The organism is Clostridium paraputrificum (assembly GCF_900447045.1).
GTDB classification, from domain to species: Bacteria; Bacillota; Clostridia; order Clostridiales; family Clostridiaceae; genus Clostridium; species Clostridium paraputrificum.
Genome location: NZ_UAWH01000014.1, coordinates 786,096 through 804,007, shown reverse-complemented (window position 1 = coordinate 804,007; position 17,912 = coordinate 786,096). Strand labels below are relative to the sequence as shown.

Here is a 17,912-nt window from a genome sequence, read left to right as displayed (position 1 = left end):
ATATTACTAGAACGGGGGACAATAAATGGATTTATTAAACAATTTAATTCAACATTTTAATAATTTCCTATGGACTTATATCTTAATAGCTATGCTTTTAGTATTAGGCGTATACTTCACATGGAAAACAAAATTTGTACAATTTAGATATTTAAAAGAAATGTTTAGGCTTCTTGGAGATGGAGCTACTCAAGAAAAGGTAAAAGGTAGCATTTCTTCATTTCAAGCTTTTTGTATAAGTACCGCTTCAAGAGTAGGTACTGGGAATCTTGCAGGTATAGCATTAGCTCTTACTGTAGGAGGACCTGGTGCAATATTCTGGATGTGGATAATAGCATTAATCGGTGCAGCCTCAAGCTTTGTTGAGTCAACTTTAGCTCAAATATATAAAACAAAGCAACCAGATGGTTCTTATGTAGGCGGGCCTGCATATTACATGGAAAAAGCCCTTGGTAAAAGATGGCTTGGCATTATATTCTCCATATTAATAACAATTACTTTTGGATTAATATTCAACTCAGTTCAATCTAATACTATTACTCTAGCAATGAATGAAGCATTTGGTACTAATAATGCTTTAATTGGAATCCTTCTAACTGTTATAACACTTATTATAATATTTGGTGGTGTTCACAGAGTATCTAAGGTTTCAGAAGTTATAGTTCCTGTAATGGCATTAGCGTATATTTTTGTAGCTTTAATTGTAGTGGTTATGAATATAACTCAAATTCCATCTTTAATAACTCTTATAGTAAAAAGTGCTTTTGGTGCGGAACAAGTAGTTGGTGGAACAATGGGTGCTGCTTTATTAACTGGTATTAAGAGAGGTTTATTCTCTAATGAAGCTGGTATGGGAAGTGCTCCAAACGCTGCAGCTACTGCAACTGTAACTCACCCTGTTAAACAAGGTCTGATTCAAACATTAGGTGTTTTCACTGATACAATTATAATTTGTACATGTACAGCCTTTATAATTCTTTTATCAGGTGTAGACTTAAATAGTAATTTAGAAGGTATACAACTTACTCAAAATGCTTTAAGCTCACAAGTAGGTGCTTGGGGAAGTTATTTCATAGCTTTTTGTATACTACTATTTGCTTTCAGTTCTATTGTAGGAAACTATTATTATGGTGAAGCTAACATTGAATTCTTAACAGATAAAAAAATATATTTAACTCTTTATAGATTATTTGTCGGTGCTATGGTGTTCTTTGGATCAATAGCTAACTTAAATATAGTTTGGAACTTAGCAGATGTATTTATGGGATTAATGGCAGTTTTAAACCTTATAGTTATTGCATTATTAGGAAAGTTTGCCTTTAGAGCCCTTGAAGATTACAGAGCTCAAAAGAAGGCAGGTATTAAAGAACCAGTATTCAAAGCTAGTTCAATTCCAGAACTAAAAAATGCAGATGAATGGAACTAGGAAGTTATATTTATTTTGATTGTTACTTAGCAAAGCTCAAATTTACATCAAAATAAATCCCTACTCCACTAGTACTTAAAACAAAAAAGAACTCAACTTAAAAAGTTGAGTTCTTTTTTATTTTAATGACTTTGTTTCAGTAACAGTATCTTTAATTCTATTAATAATTTCTCCACTTTCAGTGGAAACAAAGTATTTCGTTTTCATTTCTTTTCCATCAATCCCTAAACCTTTTATAGAAATAACATAGCAAAGTTCCGTTTTCTTTCTATCTTTATCTTCATAAAAAGCTTTGAATGTCTCTCCTACAATTTCACTCTTTTCTACAAGGCTTAAAGCTTCATTCAATGCTGTCTCTTCAGCTTTATCCTGAGTCACCTTAATTTTAACTCTACCTGGCTCCTTTAAAGTTGAAATATTTGAATATCCGTCTAATGTCCCTTTTTCCTTATCTATATTTACTATTATTTGATCCTTATAAAAAGGGTATCCATCCTCTAACTTAGTAAATATTAATGAATAGTACGGCACTTCTTGCCCTTCACTTTTTATAAACTCTTTAAATTCCACATCACCTTTGTATATTTTGTCCAAATAATCTTCTGCCTTTTTAACAGCTTGTTCTTCACTTATTTTCGTCTCACCAAGAATACATACTTTATTCTTGAAACCAATGACCTTAAACTCATTATCAACATCTATACCAAAGTCCCTAGTATTCACAATATAATATTCACTTTCATTATTCATATCATATTTCTTTAAACTTTCATAAGATATATTTTTAAAATTTTCAGTTTCAGCCACTATATCCTCTGAGTATAATAAACCAACAAACCTTTTAGCTGCTCTTATTTCTTTTGATCCTCCACCAATATAGGAGTAAACAATACACAAAATGCTAATCAAAAGACAAATAATAGTTATAAAAAATATTATACTCCTCTTCTTATAATTCATAAGATACCTCCACTTTACGAACAAACACTATTCCTATATATTTATATTACAATAATATGTGAATTTTATAAAGTACTATTGTACCCTAATTTTTTAGCTATGTTATTTGAAAGTCTTCTTCCATAAACCTTTGTAATCATTCCCAATAACATTTCTATTTCACCAAGCAAATTGTAGCTTATCATTACTTTACCATTATCAACAAAGTTTTTGCTAACACTTTCATAACCTTTTCTATCTCTAAAAAACTTTCTCTCTTCAGGGCACTCATTTAATTTAAACTTATCTGCTTTTATACATACATAATCGCAACAATGGAATTTTGTATACAATTTTTCTAAAGTACTATTATCTAAATTATTGCCACTTGGAATGAATAATATATCAATTTTCTCTTTCACTTCTTTATTACCACTTATAAATGAAGCTTCTATTTCATATAATTTAAAAAGTTCTTTCTTTTCTATTTTATTAGATAACATAAAAATCTCTTTTGCTAGTGTAAAATCTAAAACATTCATTTCATCATGCATTATAAATCCTACATTTTTAATTGACACTTCTTTTTTCTCTAAGAATTCATCTCTACTAATTCTTACACTTACATTTCCCTTTTGATTATATATAATACTAAATTTCATTTTCTCTGCAAGCCTTACCCCTGCCTCTGTAGAGATGCTGTCCATTATTATCTCGCCACCAAATTCAATAAAAAAATACTCTAATAGTAGCTTTACAGCTTCTTCCCCAAAGCCCTGATTTCTATATTTAGATAATATCTTAATATTAAACCTTGCAACTTTAGTAGCTGAATCATATCCATGAAAACTCACCTCTCCTATTGGAGAACCATCATTTAAATATACTAAACAATAAAAGTTTTTACCATCAGATGGATAAACCATTTTTTTGTAAAAACCTTCCCACTTACTTCTAGGAAATGAAAAAATCCCACCAATATCCTTCATAGTCTGTTCATCTGACCAAAGACTAGCGACAAACTCTAACTCCTCTAATATTGGTTGTTTTATATAAATCCTCTTTCCCTCTCTCATATACAAACCATCAGAATGTAACATAATTCATCACCTATAATATTTCCAACTATTTTTATAATAAATATCTCATATTTATACACCATTATCAATACAAATAATTTTCATATCAAATTCTTATTCTAAATAAACGCAAAAAAACTTTTTATTTATTTTTCTTAGTTATACTAAACTTTTCTTTATGTTTTACTAAACTATTTTTTTTATATTTTTCTACACTTCAATCATACTCTATCTTAGGAGCAAATATTTTTTTCAATATTTTTTATAAAAATATTGATTTTTCCCTCCATTCTTTATATAATATTTTTGTTTGTTTAGTAATTTTAAACTATTAGTTTAGTAAAAGTTATTTTTATAAATTAAAGATGGTAGGTGTAAATGTGCAAATAGGAGACAAAATTCGAAGATTAAGAGTTGAAAAACAATTAACACAAGAAGAGCTTGCAAATAGGTGTGAATTATCAAAAGGATTTATTTCTCAATTAGAAAATGATCTAACTTCACCATCTATTGCAACCTTAATGGATATACTAGAGATATTAGGTACAAACTTAAAAGAGTTCTTCAGTGAAACTTCTGAGGAGAGAATTACTTTCACCAATGAAGATATGTTTGAAACTGAAAACGAAGAGTTAAAATATCAACTTATGTGGTTAGTTCCAAATGCTCAAAAGAATGAGATGGAACCTATAATGATTACCATTGAACCTGGTGGAAGATATATAGAAGAAGAACCTCACGAAGGTGAAGAATTTGGATATGTACTTGCAGGAATCATATTTTTACATCTTGGAGAAAGAACTTATAAAGTAAAAAAAGGTGAAAGTTTCTACTATCAAGCGCGTGAAAATCATTATATATCAAATGCTGGGAAAACCCCTGCAAAAGTTATTTGGATTAGTACTCCACCATCATTTTAATTTAGTTTTTTAGAAAGAGGTGTTTATATTGAGTGAAAATATAATTGAATTAAAAAACATTAGTAAACAATATGAAGATAATACAGTCTTAGATAATTTATCTTTAAACATTAGAAAAAATGAGTTTGTTACCTTACTTGGACCTTCAGGTTGTGGTAAGACTACCACTCTTAAGATAATAGCTGGTTTTGAAACTGCAGATTCTGGAAGTATAATGTTTAAAAATAAGGATATCTCAGATATTCCTCCTTATAAGAGGCAATTAAACACCGTATTCCAAAAATATGCACTATTTCCTCATATGAATGTTTATGAAAACATTGCATTTGGGTTAAAGATAAAAAAACTTTCAAAAGATGAAATAGATAAAAAAGTAAAAGAAATGCTTAGAATGGTTTCTTTATCAGGATTTGAAAAAAGAAGTATAGAATCCCTAAGTGGTGGACAACAACAAAGAGTTGCCATAGCAAGAGCTTTAGTTAATGAACCAGAAGTACTTCTATTAGATGAACCTCTTGGTGCACTAGACTTAAAACTTAGAAAAGAAATGCAATTAGAGCTAAAGAAAATCCAACAAGAGCTTGGTATAACTTTTATATTTGTAACACATGACCAAGAAGAAGCATTAACAATGTCAGATACTATTGTAGTTATGAATAAGGGCGTTATACAACAAAAAGGTACACCTGAAGATATATATAATGAACCTGCTAATGCTTTTGTAGCAGATTTCATTGGAGAAAGTAACATCCTTGATGGTGTTATGGTAGAAGACTTTAAAGTTATTTTTGCAGATAGAGAATTTGAATGTGTGGATAAAGGTTTTGAACCAAATGAAGATATTGATGTTGTAATAAGACCTGAAGACTTTAAAATAGTAAAGTCCGAAAAAGGAATGTTAAAAGGTACAGTAAAATCTGTAATCTTTAAAGGTGTTCATTACGAAATGGTTGTAGAAGAAAATAATAGAACTTGGATTTTACATAATACTAAATTTGCTGAAGTTGATAGTGAAATAGGATTAGATATCTATCCTGAAGACATTCACATCATGAAAAAGGTGAGATAAAATGAAGAAAATTAACAGCAGTAAATCTGCTGCTTATCCATATATAGTATGGAGTTCATTATTTATATTAATACCTTTATTAATAGTTCTATTTTTTAGTTTTACAATAGAAACTCCTGATGGATACAGTTTCTCTGTTGAAAATTATACAAGATTAATGAATTCTCAATACGCACATATTTTTTATAAATCAATACAGTTAGCTGGACTAACTACAGTTGTATGCCTAATTTTAGGCTACCCAGTTGCATATATTATATCTAAAATTTCTCCATCAAGAAGAAATTTAATTATTATGCTTTTTATAGTTCCTATGTGGATGAACTTCCTACTTAGAACTTACGCTTGGTTACCAATTCTGGGTAAAAATGGTTTTGTAAATAACTTTTTAGCTAACTTTGGCATTGGACCAATACAATTTTTATATAATGATGGTGCAGTATTACTTGGTATGGTATATAACTTCTTACCTTTTATGGTATTACCAATATTCACTATACTATCAAAAATGGATCAAAGCTTAATTGATGCTGCAAGTGATCTTGGAGCAACTAGAAAACAAATATTTACTAAAGTAGTATTTCCTCTAAGTCTCCCTGGAGTTCTTTCAGGAATAACTATGGTATTTATGCCTGCTGTATCTACCTTTGTTATCTCTAGTCTTCTAGGTGGTGGACAATACATGCTTCTTGGTAACTTAATAGAACAACAATTTACTACTATGGGTAACCGTAACTTTGGTTCAGCAATCTCTATAATAATGATGATTGTTATACTTATATCTATGGCAGTAATGAATAAATTCGACTCAGAAGACAAAGAAGGGAGTGCAGGACTTTGGTAAATAAGTTTGAACAGTTTTTAAAAAGATTTTATCTTGTTATAATATTTGCTTTTTTATATGCACCTATAATAACACTTATGATTTACTCTTTTAATGATTCAAAAACTATGGCTAAATGGAATGGCTTTACCTTCAAATGGTATGGAGAATTACTTCATAATGAAAATATAATGAGTGCTCTTTACTATACTGTAGTTATTGCACTTTTAGCTTCAACCATTGCTACAATAATAGGAACTATTACAGCTATAGGTATACACAATATGAAAAAAGGATTCGGTAAAAACTTCCTGTTAAATATTAATTATCTACCTGTATTAAATCCTGATATAGTTACAGGTATAGCTTTAATGTCACTATTTATATTTGTAAAATTAGATTTTGGATTTACAACAATGCTTTTAGCACATATTACTTTTAATATACCTTATGTAATACTTTCAGTACTTCCAAAACTAAAACAACTTCCTGCAAATACAACAGAGGCTGCTCTAGATTTAGGTGCTACTCCTTTTTATGCTTTAAGAAAAATCATAATTCCTCAAATAAAACCTGGAATAATGGCTGGATTCTTAATGGCATTTACAATGTCTATAGATGATTTTGTAATTTCATTCTTTACTACAGGTCCTGGAGTTTCAAATCTATCTATAGAAATTTACTCTATGGCAAGAAGAGGTATTAAACCAGAAATTAATGCTTTATCTACATTAATGTTTATTACTGTTTTAGCTTTATTGCTTATAGTTAACAAAAAATCTTCTAGAGGTGATAGTATTGAAAATGCATAAAAAATTAATTGCCCTAATATCAGCTACCATTCTTATATCTAGCTCCTTAATAGGTTGTGTAGGCAATAAAAGTAACTCTAATAAAGTAATTAATGTATTTAACTGCGGTGACTATATAGATGAAGAATTAATTACAAAATTTGAAGAAGAAACTGGATACAAGGTTGAATATTCTACATATGATACTAACGAAATCATGTACTCTAAAATTAAATCAGGAAGCAATAAGTATGATTTAGTTTTTCCTTCTGATTATATGATTGAAAAAATGATTAACGAAGGTATGGCAGAAAAAATCAACTTTGATAATATACCAAATTATAAATATATAGATGAAAAATTTAAGAACTTATCATATGACCCTAACAATGAATATTCAGTTCCTTATATGTGGGGAACTATAGGAATCATATATAATCCTGAAATTGTAAAAGAAGAAGTTAAGAGCTGGGATATATTATGGGATAAAAAATATGATAAAGAAATAATAATGTTTAACTCTGTTAGAGATACTATGGCTATTGCATTAAGCAAACTTGGTTATTCAATGAATTCAACTAATCCAGAAGAAATAAAGCAAGCTGCAGATATACTTATTGAACAAAAACCAATAGTTAAGGCATGGTTTGTTGACCAAGTTAAAGATGCTATGATTAATGATGAAGCAGCACTTGCAACTGTATGGTCAGGTGATGCTAATTACATAATAAGCGAAAATCCAAAACTAGAATATGTTGTACCAGAAGAAGGTTCTAATAAGTGGTTTGATGCTATGGTAATTCCAAAAGACGCTCCTAATAAAGAAGGTGCTGAAGCATTTATAAACTTCTTAACTGACCCAGAAAACTCATTACAAAATGTTGATTATATTCAATACTATACTCCTAACTGGAAAACATACGAAATGTTAGATGATGAAGTTAAAGAATCTTATCCTACTGATGAAACTCTTGATAACTGTGAAGTATTTAAAGATTTAGATAGAGATTCTTTAAAGATATATGATGATGAATGGATAAGAATAGGTAGTACATCTACTAATAATAGCACTTCTCCTTCCCTATTAGGCTTTTTAGGTATGGGATTAGTTCTAGGAATATTTATATTACTTATACTTTATCTATTAAAAAAGTTCAAGAAATAAAAGTGGTGGGGATATTTATTTTACTTGTTCATCAAAACAAATATCCTCTCACTCCTACTAAAGGAAACTATAAAAAATAAGCTGTGTAATGTTACAATATTACACAGCTTATTTTTATATTAACCCACTAATATACTTTCTACAACCTCTGGAAACCATATTGCCAATTCCCTATTTGCACTTTCTACAGAGTCAGACGCATGTACACAATTTTCTGATTTACTTGTAGCAAATGCCTTTCTAATAGTTCCATCTTCTGCTTCATTAGGATTTGTTGCTCCATTGATTTTTCTAACGCTTTCTATAGCATTATCTCCTTCAACAATAAGAGCACACAAAGGACTTCTAGTTATAAACTTTATTAACCCTTCATAAAAAGGCTTTCCTTTATGTTCAGCATAATGCTTTTCTGCTAATTCTTCATTTGCTCTTTCCATTTTTAAAGCAACAATCTTTAGCCCTGCCTTTTCATAATAACTAATTATTTCACCAATTATGTCTTTCTCCACTGCATCTGGCTTAATTAAAACCAAACTCTTTTCCAACATTTTAAATTACCTCCTCATTTTCACAATACCCAAAGAAATTATATCTTGTTTTCTGAAAATTTGCAATATTTTTTGTATTTCGTTAATTTTATGTTATATGATATAATCTTTCTAAATGAATAATTAAGATTTGGAGGATAATTTGATGATTAGATGCTTAATTATAGTTGAAGGAAGGGTACAAGGGGTAGGCTTTAGATACTTTGCTCAAAGTAATGCTATAAAATATGCCCTAACTGGATTTGCAAGAAATTTAAATAATGGAATGGTTGAAATACAAGTTCAAGGCTTGGAAGAAAATATAGCTAAATTTCTATCTATGATAAAAGAAGGAAATAGATTTATTCGTGTTGATGATTACTCCCTTAAGAAAATAAGTTTGATAGAAGATGAGAATAAATTTAAAGTAAGTTATTAAATATCCATTTTTACTTTTATCACCTTTTATTAGGTGATATAATAATATTATGGTAATCATAGAAAGGGGAATGCATATGAAAGAAGTTGTAGTTTTAACAAAGCTAGCTGAAGATGCTATAAAAAAGAATGAGTTAAAATTGGCTAAGATTGCCCTTGTAAAAGCGATCAAACTTAACCCAACTTCAGCTCCATCTTATATGCTTTTAGGTAATACCTACTATTTATTAGGGGACAAGCTTAATTCTATCAAGTGTTATCTAGCAGCTATACATATACAAATAAGCACTTTTACAAAAATGCAAACTGCTACCTTTTCTACTATGTTAAATATTAAGTTTGACAATGCCCCAGAAGAAATAAGAGAATTGCTACCTTGCAAAGAAGGTATGATTATATACGAGGACTCGAGCATCCCTAGTCATATAGCACATTCATTTTTTGATATAGATCCTGTTGATAAATTAGACCCTATAGTAAAAGAGTGTTCAAAGATATATAAAAAGCATTTGCTAACTAGAAAATCTATTAAAGAAATAACCTCAACTAGTAACATATGTTATGAAGATTATTTAAATTTTGATGAGAGTCACTATATAGTTTTAGGAAGAGAATTCTTAATAGATCATTTAGACTGGGATAACATTGATTCAAAAGAAGTTTTAAAATTATACTTTTCTAATAAAAATAAGCTAAGTCTATAATTACCTTTTGGTATTTATGAAATTGTACCTTTTGTTTCTTTTAAAAAAACCCCATGTATTAAATACTGGGGTTTTTTCATCCTTCTTTTATTCGTTTTTAACTGCCTCATTATCAATAATCATTAAATTATTATCCTTAATTAGCTCTATTAATAAATCTGCATAAATAGCCTCTCCTTTAGAGTTCTTTTTAGTGCTATATCCCGCATCCTCTAAAGCTTGTGCTTGCTCAATATAGTTCTTCCCATCAAATAATCCATGTTTTCTATATCTACCATTTACATTTAAAAAATTTCCAAAGTCATTAACAGACTCTTCTAAGGAATCATACGCCCTGAAATTAGCTTTTATAGTATCATTATAATTTTCTTTAGTTGAGAAAGTAGCTATTTTCCCATTCCACCCTACACTTGCTTTTATCCCAAAATAATTATTGTACTTAGCAGATAATTCAGATTTACCCCAGTTTGATTCTAATATAGCTTGGCTAATAGTTACTGATGGTAAAACTCCACTTTTCTTATAATTATCTATACTTATTTTTTTCATATTCTCTATTAACTTGTCCTTTTCTTTGTCAGAGTCTCCCCTAATATTTCTCAAACTAACTTCACTTAATTTTTTTAAATTTTTTTCTGCCTTTTTTCTCTCTTTATCTGTAAAGCTTTGTCCTTCTATAACCTTCTCAAAATCCTTTATGTTATTATTCTCATCATAAAACCACTTACAAATTTCCTCTATCTTCTTTTTATTTATATTATTAAAATCTATGTTTTTAATTCCATCTATAGCAGCTACTTCTTTCCAGTTTAATTGCTTTCTCCATCCGCTAAAACTATCTACGTACTCTATATAATTATTTATACTTTCTGAAGATATAAATTCTTTCTTACTACTAAATATATATTTTAATCCCATAAAGAATGTAACTAGCAAAATAAAAGCAAACACTCTTCTTATTAAAAACTTATACTTATTTCTATTTATTTTTCTTCGTTTGTATACTTTCCTTCTTCTTTTAACCATCTTACCACCTATTTATTATGTACTATTATTATACTAACATAGGTTTCTTATTTATTTCTTTATTATTTATTAATTTTACTATAATACAAAAAAAGTGGAGGAAATTTATTTTTCTTGCTCCAAGCACATCCAAACAAATATCCCCTCCACTCCTACTAAAGGTAAGGAAATTATAAAATTATTATTCTTGACTTTATATTTTATAATACAGAAACATAATAATACATTTGATTTATAACTAATTAAAATTTTATACCTTCCTAGATTTTCATTACGCCGGCAATGCCACTTCTTCTTTTAACTGTTGAAAATAATCTTCTGTTTCTTTTATAACAACTTTTCTTAATCCAATTAATCCTATTAAATTAGGAAAAGCCATCATTCCATTAACTATATCTGCTATTATAAATATTAAATCTAATGATAAAAATGGCCCTACTGCTACAAGTGCTATAAATATCATTCTATATGGCAATATTGATTTAACACCTAATAAATACTCAGCACATCTTTCACCATAGTAATTCCACCCTAAAATTGTTGTAAATGCAAAGAATATTAATCCTATATTTACAATATACTTACCTATTACAGCAAAAGGTAATCCAGCTTCAAAAGCTGCTGTTGTTAAAGCTGCTCCTTCTAAGGGACTTGAATATGCTCCAGTTAAAACTATTGCAAGCCCAGTCATAGTACATATAACTATAGTATCAAAGAAAGTACCTGTCATTGATATTAACCCTTGTCTCACTGGGGACTTAGTTTTAGCTGCTGCTGCTGCAATAGGTGCACTTCCAAGACCTGCTTCATTTGAAAATACTCCTCTACCTACCCCTCTTTGTAATGCTATTTGAACTGTTATACCTGCTGCTCCCCCTAATGCTGCTTGAGGATTAAATGCACTTCTTATAATAATTGATACTGCTCCTGGTATAGCACTATAATTACAAATTAATACTAACACTGCTCCCAAAATATATATTCCAGCCATAAAAGGAACAACCTTTTCTGATACCCTAGATATCCTTTTTATTCCACCTAAAGTAACCAATGCTACTAATACTGTAACTATTATAGCTGTAAGTATTAAAGGAACTTTAAATGTTATTGATGCTGCGTCAGAAATTGATTTTACTTGTCCAAATGTTCCAATACCAAAAAAAGCAACACCAATTCCTAAAACTGCAAATATTTTTGCTAACCATTTTAGCCCCAGTCCATTTTGTATATAATACATTGGACCTCCTGCCATATTACCATTTTCATCTACTTCTCTATATTTAATAGCTAATACTCCTTCAGCATACTTAGTTGCCATACCAAAGAAAGCTGCTATCCACATCCAAAATAAAGCCCCTGGACCTCCTGCTTTTACAGCTGTAGCTACACCTACAATATTACCTGTACCTATTGTAGCTGATAATGCTGTACATAAAGCCCCAAAGCTTGATACATCCCCTTCTGCCCCTTCATCATTTTCTTCTTCATCTTTTCCAAATACGTATTTTAAAGCTAATGGTAATTTGAATATTTGAAGTAGCTTTAACCTTAAGGTTAAATATACCCCTGTACCTACTAGTAAAATTAGTAATGGTGGCCCCCATATGAAGTCACTAACGTTTTGTAATAAATCTTTTAATTGCATAAAAAAATCCTCCCTAAATTATAATTTACTGGAGGAGAGTATGATAAATTGCATCACAAAAAAACATGATACAATCTCATATCCCCTGTCCTTTTACCTGAGAGTTTCAGCTATCTTAGCCTTGCTCCTTCGGTGCTCTTCTAGAGTCTCTCCAGAGGCTCGTCCAATAGCGGTCCTATAACCTGAAAGATTTTCCCTCTTCGGTGGACAAAATAAGTTTGTCGCTCTCCCACTATCTTCATCCGAACTTTAATATTTTATTTTATGAACTTATTATATATTAATTTGCCATATGTTGCAAGTATATAAAATACATTTGTCCTTTCATCATAGACTGCATTAATAAATAAACGCTACTTAAAAAGTAGCGTTTTATTTATTACTTATAAAGTCTATTTATAGCACTGAATACAGCTTTCATTGAAGCAGTTGTAATATTAGAATCTACACCAACACCAAAGGTTTCTTCTCCATTATCAATTCTCTTCATATTTACATAAGCAGCAGCCTTTGCTTCTGACCCTTCTCCCATTGAATGCTCTGCATAATCTAAAATACTTGTGTTTATTAATTCAGATTTAATTAAGGCTTTTTTCAATGAATCTATTGGTCCATTTCCAACAGAAGTAAACTCTTTTTCTACACCCTTATATAAGAACCTAACAGTTACATTAGAATTAGAATCCTCTTCCGACACAGAACATTTAATTAATTTGAAAGGCTCCTCTCTATTTAAGTATTCCTCTTCAAATTTTTGCATTATTACTTGTGGAGCCACTTCTCCTCTTTCTTCTGATATTTTTTGAATTACATCAGCAAATTCTTTATGCATCTTCTTTGGCATCTTATACCCAAAGTATCTATCCATAACAAATGCTATTCCGCCCTTACCAGATTGACTATTAATCCTTACTAAAGCTTCATATTCTCTTCCTAAATCACTTGGATCAATTGGAAGATAAGGCACCTCCCAATATTGACCTTCTCTTTCCCTATACTTTGCCATCCCTTTATTTATAGCATCTTGATGAGATCCTGAGAAAGCCGTGAAAACTAGTTCTCCTGCATAGGGATGCCTTATATGAACTGGTATTTTGCAACATCTTTCATATACATCTATAACTTCTTGAATATTATTTAATTCTAGCTTAGGATCCACCCCTTGAGAATACATGTTAAGAGCAATATTAACTATATCAACGTTACCTGTTCTTTCTCCATTACCAAACAGAGTACCTTCAACCCTATCAGCCCCTGCTAGTAAAGCTAATTCAGCAGCTGCTACACCAGTCCCCCTATCATTATGAGGATGTACACTTACTATCACACGTTCCCTATCTTTAAAATGAGTACACATCCACTCTATTTGATCTGCAAAAACATTTGGAGTATCCATTTCAACTGTAGATGGTAAATTAATTATAACTTTTTTATCTTTTGATGCTTCCCATACATCACAAACAGCTTCACAAACCTCTAATGCATATTCTACCTCTGTTCCTGTAAAACTCTCTGGAGAATATTCTAGAATCACTTCCCCATTAAACTCTTTAACATATTCTTTTACTAACTTTGTTCCTTCTACAGCTATATTTTTTATCTCCTCTTTACTCATATTAAAGACGACATCTCTTTGAAGTATAGAAGTTGAATTATAAATATGAACAACAGCCTTTTTCACCCCTTCTAAGGCTTCAAAAGTTCTTTTAATTAAGTGAGGTCTTGCTTGTGTTAATACTTGTACAACAACGTCATCTGGAATTAAATTATTATTAACAAGTGTTCTTAAGAAATCAAATTCTATTTGTGATGCAGAAGGAAAACCTATTTCAATTTCCTTAAACCCCAATTTAGTTAAAAGGTTAAACATTTCAACCTTCTCATCTACTGTCATAGGACTTATCAAAGCCTGATTACCATCTCTTAAATCTACAGAACACCATATAGGTGCCTTTGTAACCTCTTTATTTGGCCAAGTTCTTTCCTTAAAATTAATAGTTTTAAATCTCTTATATTTATTTACATTTAACATGTTTTAAGCCCCCTTTATTAATACTTATTGCTTTTATAAAACCTATATAAAATCACAGCGATTCAATTACCCCTTTAAGCTTTAAAATCACAATAATTATTTTCTCTACTAAACTATTAACCCCATCCAATTTCACCTCTCATATAATATTAAAACCGCGTAAATTACTCCTTATTGGAGCGATTTACGCGGTACCATCCAAAATTATACTTACTTAAAATAACGATAGATATACCGATAAGATTTAAATTAAACCTTACAACTCATGAGCAAGTTCAAAAGTTATTCCTACGAGTTTCCCAGCAAAGCACTCGCTCTCTAAAAAGAATCTTTTCTTTCTACTACTCTCAATCAACGTTTTTCTAATTATTAACTTATTTGTAATATTACTATATTATTGATTATATGTCAATATTTCCATTTGTTTCTTGTTAGTGTATTTATTTTTCCAACTCTTTTACTATGGTATAATAACTTATGAAATACTAATGAAAATTATTCAACGAAAAGGGTGGACTATATGATAAAGTTAATTGCAACAGATATGGATGGAACACTATTAGATGAACATGGGAAGCTACCATCGAACTTTTTTGAAGTATTAGAAAAACTAAATAATAAAAACGTTAAATTTGTAGTAGCTAGTGGAAGACCTTACCCTACTTTATACGAAAACTTCAAGCCTTATTCAGATCACATTTATTATATTTGTGACAATGGTGCTTATGTAGTTGAAGATAAAGGTAAGTCTTGCATAGATATTATAAAGAAAGACTTTGTAACAGCTATTATAAAAGCTTGTGAAGATATAGAAAACATAGAGTTAATTTTATGTGGTACAAAAGGTGCATATCATAAACCATGTAGTGATGATTTCTTAAAAGAGATTGATAAATACTATATAAAGAAGCATGTAGTAGAAGACTTATATTCTATTGATGATGATATTTTTAAAATTACACTATGCGACCTCTCAGGAGCATCTAATAATTCCAATAAAGTTTTAAATCCTCTATTTGGAGATGAATTTATGGTTGTGGTTGCCGGTGAAATATGGCTTGATATTATGAATAAGAATGTTAATAAAGGAGCTGCCTTAGAAAAAATTCAAAATGATGAAAATATTTCTTATGAGGAAACTATGGTTTTTGGCGACTTCTACAATGATATAGAAATGCTTGGTAAGGCTAAATTTAGTTTTGTTATGGAAAATGCAAATGAAGATATGAAACAATACGGTAACTATATAGCAAAAAGCAATAGAAATTATGGAGTAATTAAAGCAATTGAAGAATATGTATTAAAATAAGCCTAGTAACCCTAGGCTTATTTTTTAAACTATTCTATTTCTAGCTTCTCCTCTATAAAAAGCATGTATATTCTCTATTAAATCCTTAAATAATCTTTCTCTAGCTTCAATACTAGCCCATGCAATATGTGGAGTTAACACTAATCTATCTTTATTTTTAACCTTTAAAAATGGGTTATCTGCTGGCATAGGTTCTACCATAAATACATCCAAGGCAGCACCAGCTATAAGTTCTTCATCAATAGCTTTAGCTAAATCTTCATCAACAACTATAGGTCCTCTTCCCATATTAATCAGTACAGCATCCTTTTTCATTTTGCTTATATTTTTATAATTAAATAAGCTTTGAGTATTCTCATTTAAAGGAGCATGAATTGATATAATATCACATTCTTTTAATAACTCATCTAGTTCTACTCTTCTATAATCTGAACTGTTATTTTTTCCTGATGTTGAATAGTATACCACTTCACAACCAAAGGCATCTGCAATATGAGCTACCTTTCTTCCTATAGCTCCTAACCCTACTATTCCCCATCTCTTACCTTCTATATCATTGTAAGGCTTATCTAAATTAGTAAATAAGCCTGATGATGAATACGCTCCACTCTTAACAAAATTATCATAATAAGAAATCTTGTCATATAAATGCAATAATGTTGCAAATGTATGCTGAGCTACAGTTGGTGTAGAATATCCTGCAACATTAGTCACTGCAATATTTCTCTCCTTAGCATACTCTATATCAATATTATTAAATCCTGTAGCCATTTCACAAATTAATTCTAATTTACTTGCATCTTTTAAATTTTCTCTATTTAATACAACTTTATTAGTTAGTACTATTGCTGCATCCTTTACTCTATCAACTACTTCATCAGCATTTGTTTTATCAAAGTATACTAATTCACCAAATTCTTTTAACTTATCAAAATCAACATTTCCTAAAGTGATTCCATCTAAAACAACTATTTTTTTCACGACTATCCCTCCTTAAATCCTAATAATAATTTTATCATATTCTCTCACACTTTACATAATTCATTTCTTGTAATAAGATGATATTAGCTTAAAAGAGAGGAGATTTTCTATGTTTATTATTTGTTATAATATGCCTTTAAATAAAGTAGATGAAAAGATCGAAATACTACAAATAAATGAAATCTATAACGCATTTTATGAAAGTCCATTAGAAATAACTACTGATGAAAATGGATATGGATATATAGAAAAAGAAGATGAATTAACTACATTAAAAGTTGCCTTTGATGGAGAAGAGGAAGACTTAGAAGGTTTTAAAGACAAGGTTTCTCATTTGATTAATGAAACACCTATTAATGTATATGAAGAAAACTATAATTATAATGATTTTTCTTTACCTGCTATAAATATAGATGAGAACTGGGTTCTTGCTTCTCCTGATGAAGAAATAGAAGGTAAAAACAAAATAAATTTTATTTCTCAAGGAGCTTTTGGTACTGGTCTACATGAAACTACTCAAGATCTTCTTAGAGTAATTCTATCCAAAGACTTTTCTAATAAAAAAGTATTAGATATAGGAACTGGATCTGGTATACTATCCATTGCAACAGCAATTAAAGGAGCTAGTGAAGTAGTTGCTTTAGATATTAGAGATGTAAAGGATGAAGTGGAACTAAACGCTTCTTTAAACGGCTTAAATAATATAAAGGTTTTTGTTGGAGATGCTCTTTCTAATGAGGTTAACATTGAAGGAGAATTTGACTGGATATATATAAACATTGGTGGAGAAGAAACTCATATGTTTATGAACTTTATTAAAGCTCATTTAAAGGACAATGGAACCCTTCTTGTTTCCGGCTTAGTTGAATGGAGCTTTGATAACATCAAATCTATGGTAGAGTGTAATGGATTTAATATGATAGAAAAGCATCAAAGCAACGAATGGGTAACAGCTATTTTTAACTAAAAAGGTTGTTCCGTTACAAGCTCCAAGTCACAGAAAATATAACTGATCTATACATAAAAAATTAATGGTGA

At 29.8% G+C, this 17,912-nt stretch carries 17 protein-coding genes, 2 riboswitches and 1 other annotated feature; of the genes, 10 read left to right on the top strand and 7 right to left on the bottom strand.

Translation table 11 applies throughout. From position 1 onward, the window contains the following. The first annotated feature begins 25 nt into the window (after positions 1-25). A complete protein-coding gene (locus DR024_RS08800) occupies positions 26-1,426 on the top strand; it encodes an alanine/glycine:cation symporter family protein (RefSeq protein WP_027099617.1) in 1,401 nt (466 codons plus the stop codon). 117 nt (positions 1,427-1,543) lie between these two features. On the opposite strand, the gene DR024_RS08795 is transcribed toward DR024_RS08800, so the two are convergent. Together DR024_RS08795 and DR024_RS08790 are read right to left on the bottom strand one after the other, a co-directional pair. Continuing rightward, positions 1,544-2,386, bottom strand: coding sequence for a YcdB/YcdC domain-containing protein (locus DR024_RS08795; protein ID WP_027099616.1), 843 nt, complete (start codon positions 2,384-2,386; stop codon positions 1,544-1,546). 65 nt (positions 2,387-2,451) lie between these two features. Beyond that, on the bottom strand, positions 2,452-3,465 hold the full coding sequence (locus DR024_RS08790) for a GNAT family N-acetyltransferase (protein ID WP_099313803.1): 1,014 nt from the start codon (positions 3,463-3,465) through the stop codon (positions 2,452-2,454). A 359-nt stretch (positions 3,466-3,824) separates the two neighbouring features. On the opposite strand from DR024_RS08790, the gene DR024_RS08785 reads away from it, so the two are divergent. From DR024_RS08785 to DR024_RS08765, 5 genes are read left to right on the top strand one after another with little or no spacing between them, the layout of a single operon-like run. Then, positions 3,825-4,364, top strand: coding sequence for a helix-turn-helix domain-containing protein (locus DR024_RS08785; protein ID WP_027099614.1), 540 nt, complete (start codon positions 3,825-3,827; stop codon positions 4,362-4,364). 28 nt (positions 4,365-4,392) lie between these two features. Beyond that, on the top strand, positions 4,393-5,433 hold the full coding sequence (gene potA, locus DR024_RS08780) for a spermidine/putrescine ABC transporter ATP-binding protein (protein WP_027099613.1): 1,041 nt from the start codon (positions 4,393-4,395) through the stop codon (positions 5,431-5,433). 1 nt (position 5,434) lies between these two features. Beyond that, complete coding sequence (locus DR024_RS08775; protein ID WP_055183606.1) at positions 5,435-6,277, top strand: ABC transporter permease; 843 nt, start codon at positions 5,435-5,437, stop codon at positions 6,275-6,277. Beyond that, positions 6,271-7,068 carry an ABC transporter permease gene (locus DR024_RS08770; RefSeq protein ID WP_027099611.1) on the top strand — a complete coding sequence of 266 codons (798 nt, stop codon included), beginning with the start codon at positions 6,271-6,273 and terminating at the stop codon, positions 7,066-7,068. The genes DR024_RS08775 and DR024_RS08770 overlap by 7 nt, the downstream gene beginning before the upstream one ends. Continuing rightward, entirely contained in the window at positions 7,061-8,212 is a 1,152-nt protein-coding gene (locus DR024_RS08765; RefSeq protein WP_081663767.1) for an ABC transporter substrate-binding protein, read from the top strand. Before DR024_RS08770 ends, DR024_RS08765 begins: the two co-directional genes overlap by 8 nt. 119 nt (positions 8,213-8,331) lie before the next feature. On the opposite strand, the gene ndk is transcribed toward DR024_RS08765, so the two are convergent. Beyond that, positions 8,332-8,760 carry a nucleoside-diphosphate kinase gene (gene ndk / locus DR024_RS08760; protein ID WP_027099610.1) on the bottom strand — a complete coding sequence of 143 codons (429 nt, stop codon included), beginning with the start codon at positions 8,758-8,760 and terminating at the stop codon, positions 8,332-8,334. Between the two features lie 145 nt (positions 8,761-8,905). Here ndk and DR024_RS08755 point away from each other — a divergent pair, with 145 nt between their 5' ends. Both DR024_RS08755 and DR024_RS08750 read left to right on the top strand, forming a co-directional pair. Beyond that, positions 8,906-9,178, top strand: a complete 273-nt coding sequence (locus DR024_RS08755; protein WP_027099609.1) for an acylphosphatase — start codon at positions 8,906-8,908, stop codon at positions 9,176-9,178. A gap of 76 nt (positions 9,179-9,254) precedes the next feature. Continuing rightward, positions 9,255-9,881: a tetratricopeptide repeat protein gene (locus DR024_RS08750; RefSeq protein WP_027099608.1), complete on the top strand. Its 627-nt coding sequence runs from the start codon at positions 9,255-9,257 to the stop codon at positions 9,879-9,881. Positions 9,882-9,968: 87 nt separating this feature from the next. On the opposite strand, the gene DR024_RS08745 is transcribed toward DR024_RS08750, so the two are convergent. The 3 genes from DR024_RS08745 to leuA form a co-directional block, all read right to left on the bottom strand. Further along, positions 9,969-10,907 carry a glycoside hydrolase family 73 protein gene (locus DR024_RS08745; protein ID WP_051196069.1) on the bottom strand — a complete coding sequence of 313 codons (939 nt, stop codon included), beginning with the start codon at positions 10,905-10,907 and terminating at the stop codon, positions 9,969-9,971. Between the two features lie 271 nt (positions 10,908-11,178). After that, complete coding sequence (locus tag DR024_RS08740) at positions 11,179-12,552, bottom strand: alanine/glycine:cation symporter family protein (RefSeq protein WP_055253588.1); 1,374 nt, start codon at positions 12,550-12,552, stop codon at positions 11,179-11,181. An 82-nt stretch (positions 12,553-12,634) separates the two neighbouring features. Beyond that, a riboswitch (glycine riboswitch) is annotated at positions 12,635-12,710 on the bottom strand. Between the two features lie 2 nt (positions 12,711-12,712). After that, a riboswitch (glycine riboswitch) is annotated at positions 12,713-12,794 on the bottom strand. Positions 12,795-12,931: 137 nt separating this feature from the next. Continuing rightward, positions 12,932-14,584 carry a 2-isopropylmalate synthase gene (leuA, locus tag DR024_RS08735; RefSeq protein ID WP_027099605.1) on the bottom strand — a complete coding sequence of 551 codons (1,653 nt, stop codon included), beginning with the start codon at positions 14,582-14,584 and terminating at the stop codon, positions 12,932-12,934. Between the two features lie 172 nt (positions 14,585-14,756). Continuing rightward, positions 14,757-14,948 (bottom strand) — a binding site (T-box leader). 156 nt (positions 14,949-15,104) lie between these two features. Here leuA and DR024_RS08730 point away from each other — a divergent pair. Continuing rightward, a complete protein-coding gene (locus DR024_RS08730; protein WP_055183609.1) occupies positions 15,105-15,893 on the top strand; it encodes an HAD family hydrolase in 789 nt (262 codons plus the stop codon). Positions 15,894-15,917: 24 nt separating this feature from the next. Here the strand turns inward: DR024_RS08730 and DR024_RS08725 are convergent, their stop codons facing one another. Further along, a complete protein-coding gene (locus tag DR024_RS08725) occupies positions 15,918-16,874 on the bottom strand; it encodes a D-2-hydroxyacid dehydrogenase (protein ID WP_027099603.1) in 957 nt (318 codons plus the stop codon). 109 nt (positions 16,875-16,983) lie between these two features. On the opposite strand from DR024_RS08725, the gene DR024_RS08720 reads away from it, so the two are divergent. After that, the gene (locus DR024_RS08720) at positions 16,984-17,841 is read left to right on the top strand and encodes a 50S ribosomal protein L11 methyltransferase (protein WP_027099602.1); all 858 of its coding nucleotides are present in this window, start codon (positions 16,984-16,986) and stop codon (positions 17,839-17,841) included. The last annotated feature ends 71 nt before the right edge of the window (positions 17,842-17,912 follow it).

Coding starts and splice junctions, on each gene's coding strand:
- DR024_RS08775 (WP_055183606.1), top strand. CDS start 5,435: ATGAAGAAAATTAACAGCAGTAAATCTGCTGCTTATCCATATATAGTA.
- DR024_RS08750 (WP_027099608.1), top strand. CDS start 9,255: ATGAAAGAAGTTGTAGTTTTAACAAAGCTAGCTGAAGATGCTATAAAA.
- leuA (WP_027099605.1), bottom strand. CDS start 14,584: ATGTTAAATGTAAATAAATATAAGAGATTTAAAACTATTAATTTTAAG.
- DR024_RS08800 (WP_027099617.1), top strand. CDS start 26: ATGGATTTATTAAACAATTTAATTCAACATTTTAATAATTTCCTATGG.
- DR024_RS08740 (WP_055253588.1), bottom strand. CDS start 12,552: ATGCAATTAAAAGATTTATTACAAAACGTTAGTGACTTCATATGGGGG.
- DR024_RS08790 (WP_099313803.1), bottom strand. CDS start 3,465: ATGTTACATTCTGATGGTTTGTATATGAGAGAGGGAAAGAGGATTTAT.
- DR024_RS08795 (WP_027099616.1), bottom strand. CDS start 2,386: ATGAATTATAAGAAGAGGAGTATAATATTTTTTATAACTATTATTTGT.
- DR024_RS08730 (WP_055183609.1), top strand. CDS start 15,105: ATGATAAAGTTAATTGCAACAGATATGGATGGAACACTATTAGATGAA.
- DR024_RS08745 (WP_051196069.1), bottom strand. CDS start 10,907: ATGGTTAAAAGAAGAAGGAAAGTATACAAACGAAGAAAAATAAATAGA.
- ndk (WP_027099610.1), bottom strand. CDS start 8,760: ATGTTGGAAAAGAGTTTGGTTTTAATTAAGCCAGATGCAGTGGAGAAA.
- DR024_RS08765 (WP_081663767.1), top strand. CDS start 7,061: ATGCATAAAAAATTAATTGCCCTAATATCAGCTACCATTCTTATATCT.
- DR024_RS08755 (WP_027099609.1), top strand. CDS start 8,906: ATGATTAGATGCTTAATTATAGTTGAAGGAAGGGTACAAGGGGTAGGC.
- DR024_RS08720 (WP_027099602.1), top strand. CDS start 16,984: ATGTTTATTATTTGTTATAATATGCCTTTAAATAAAGTAGATGAAAAG.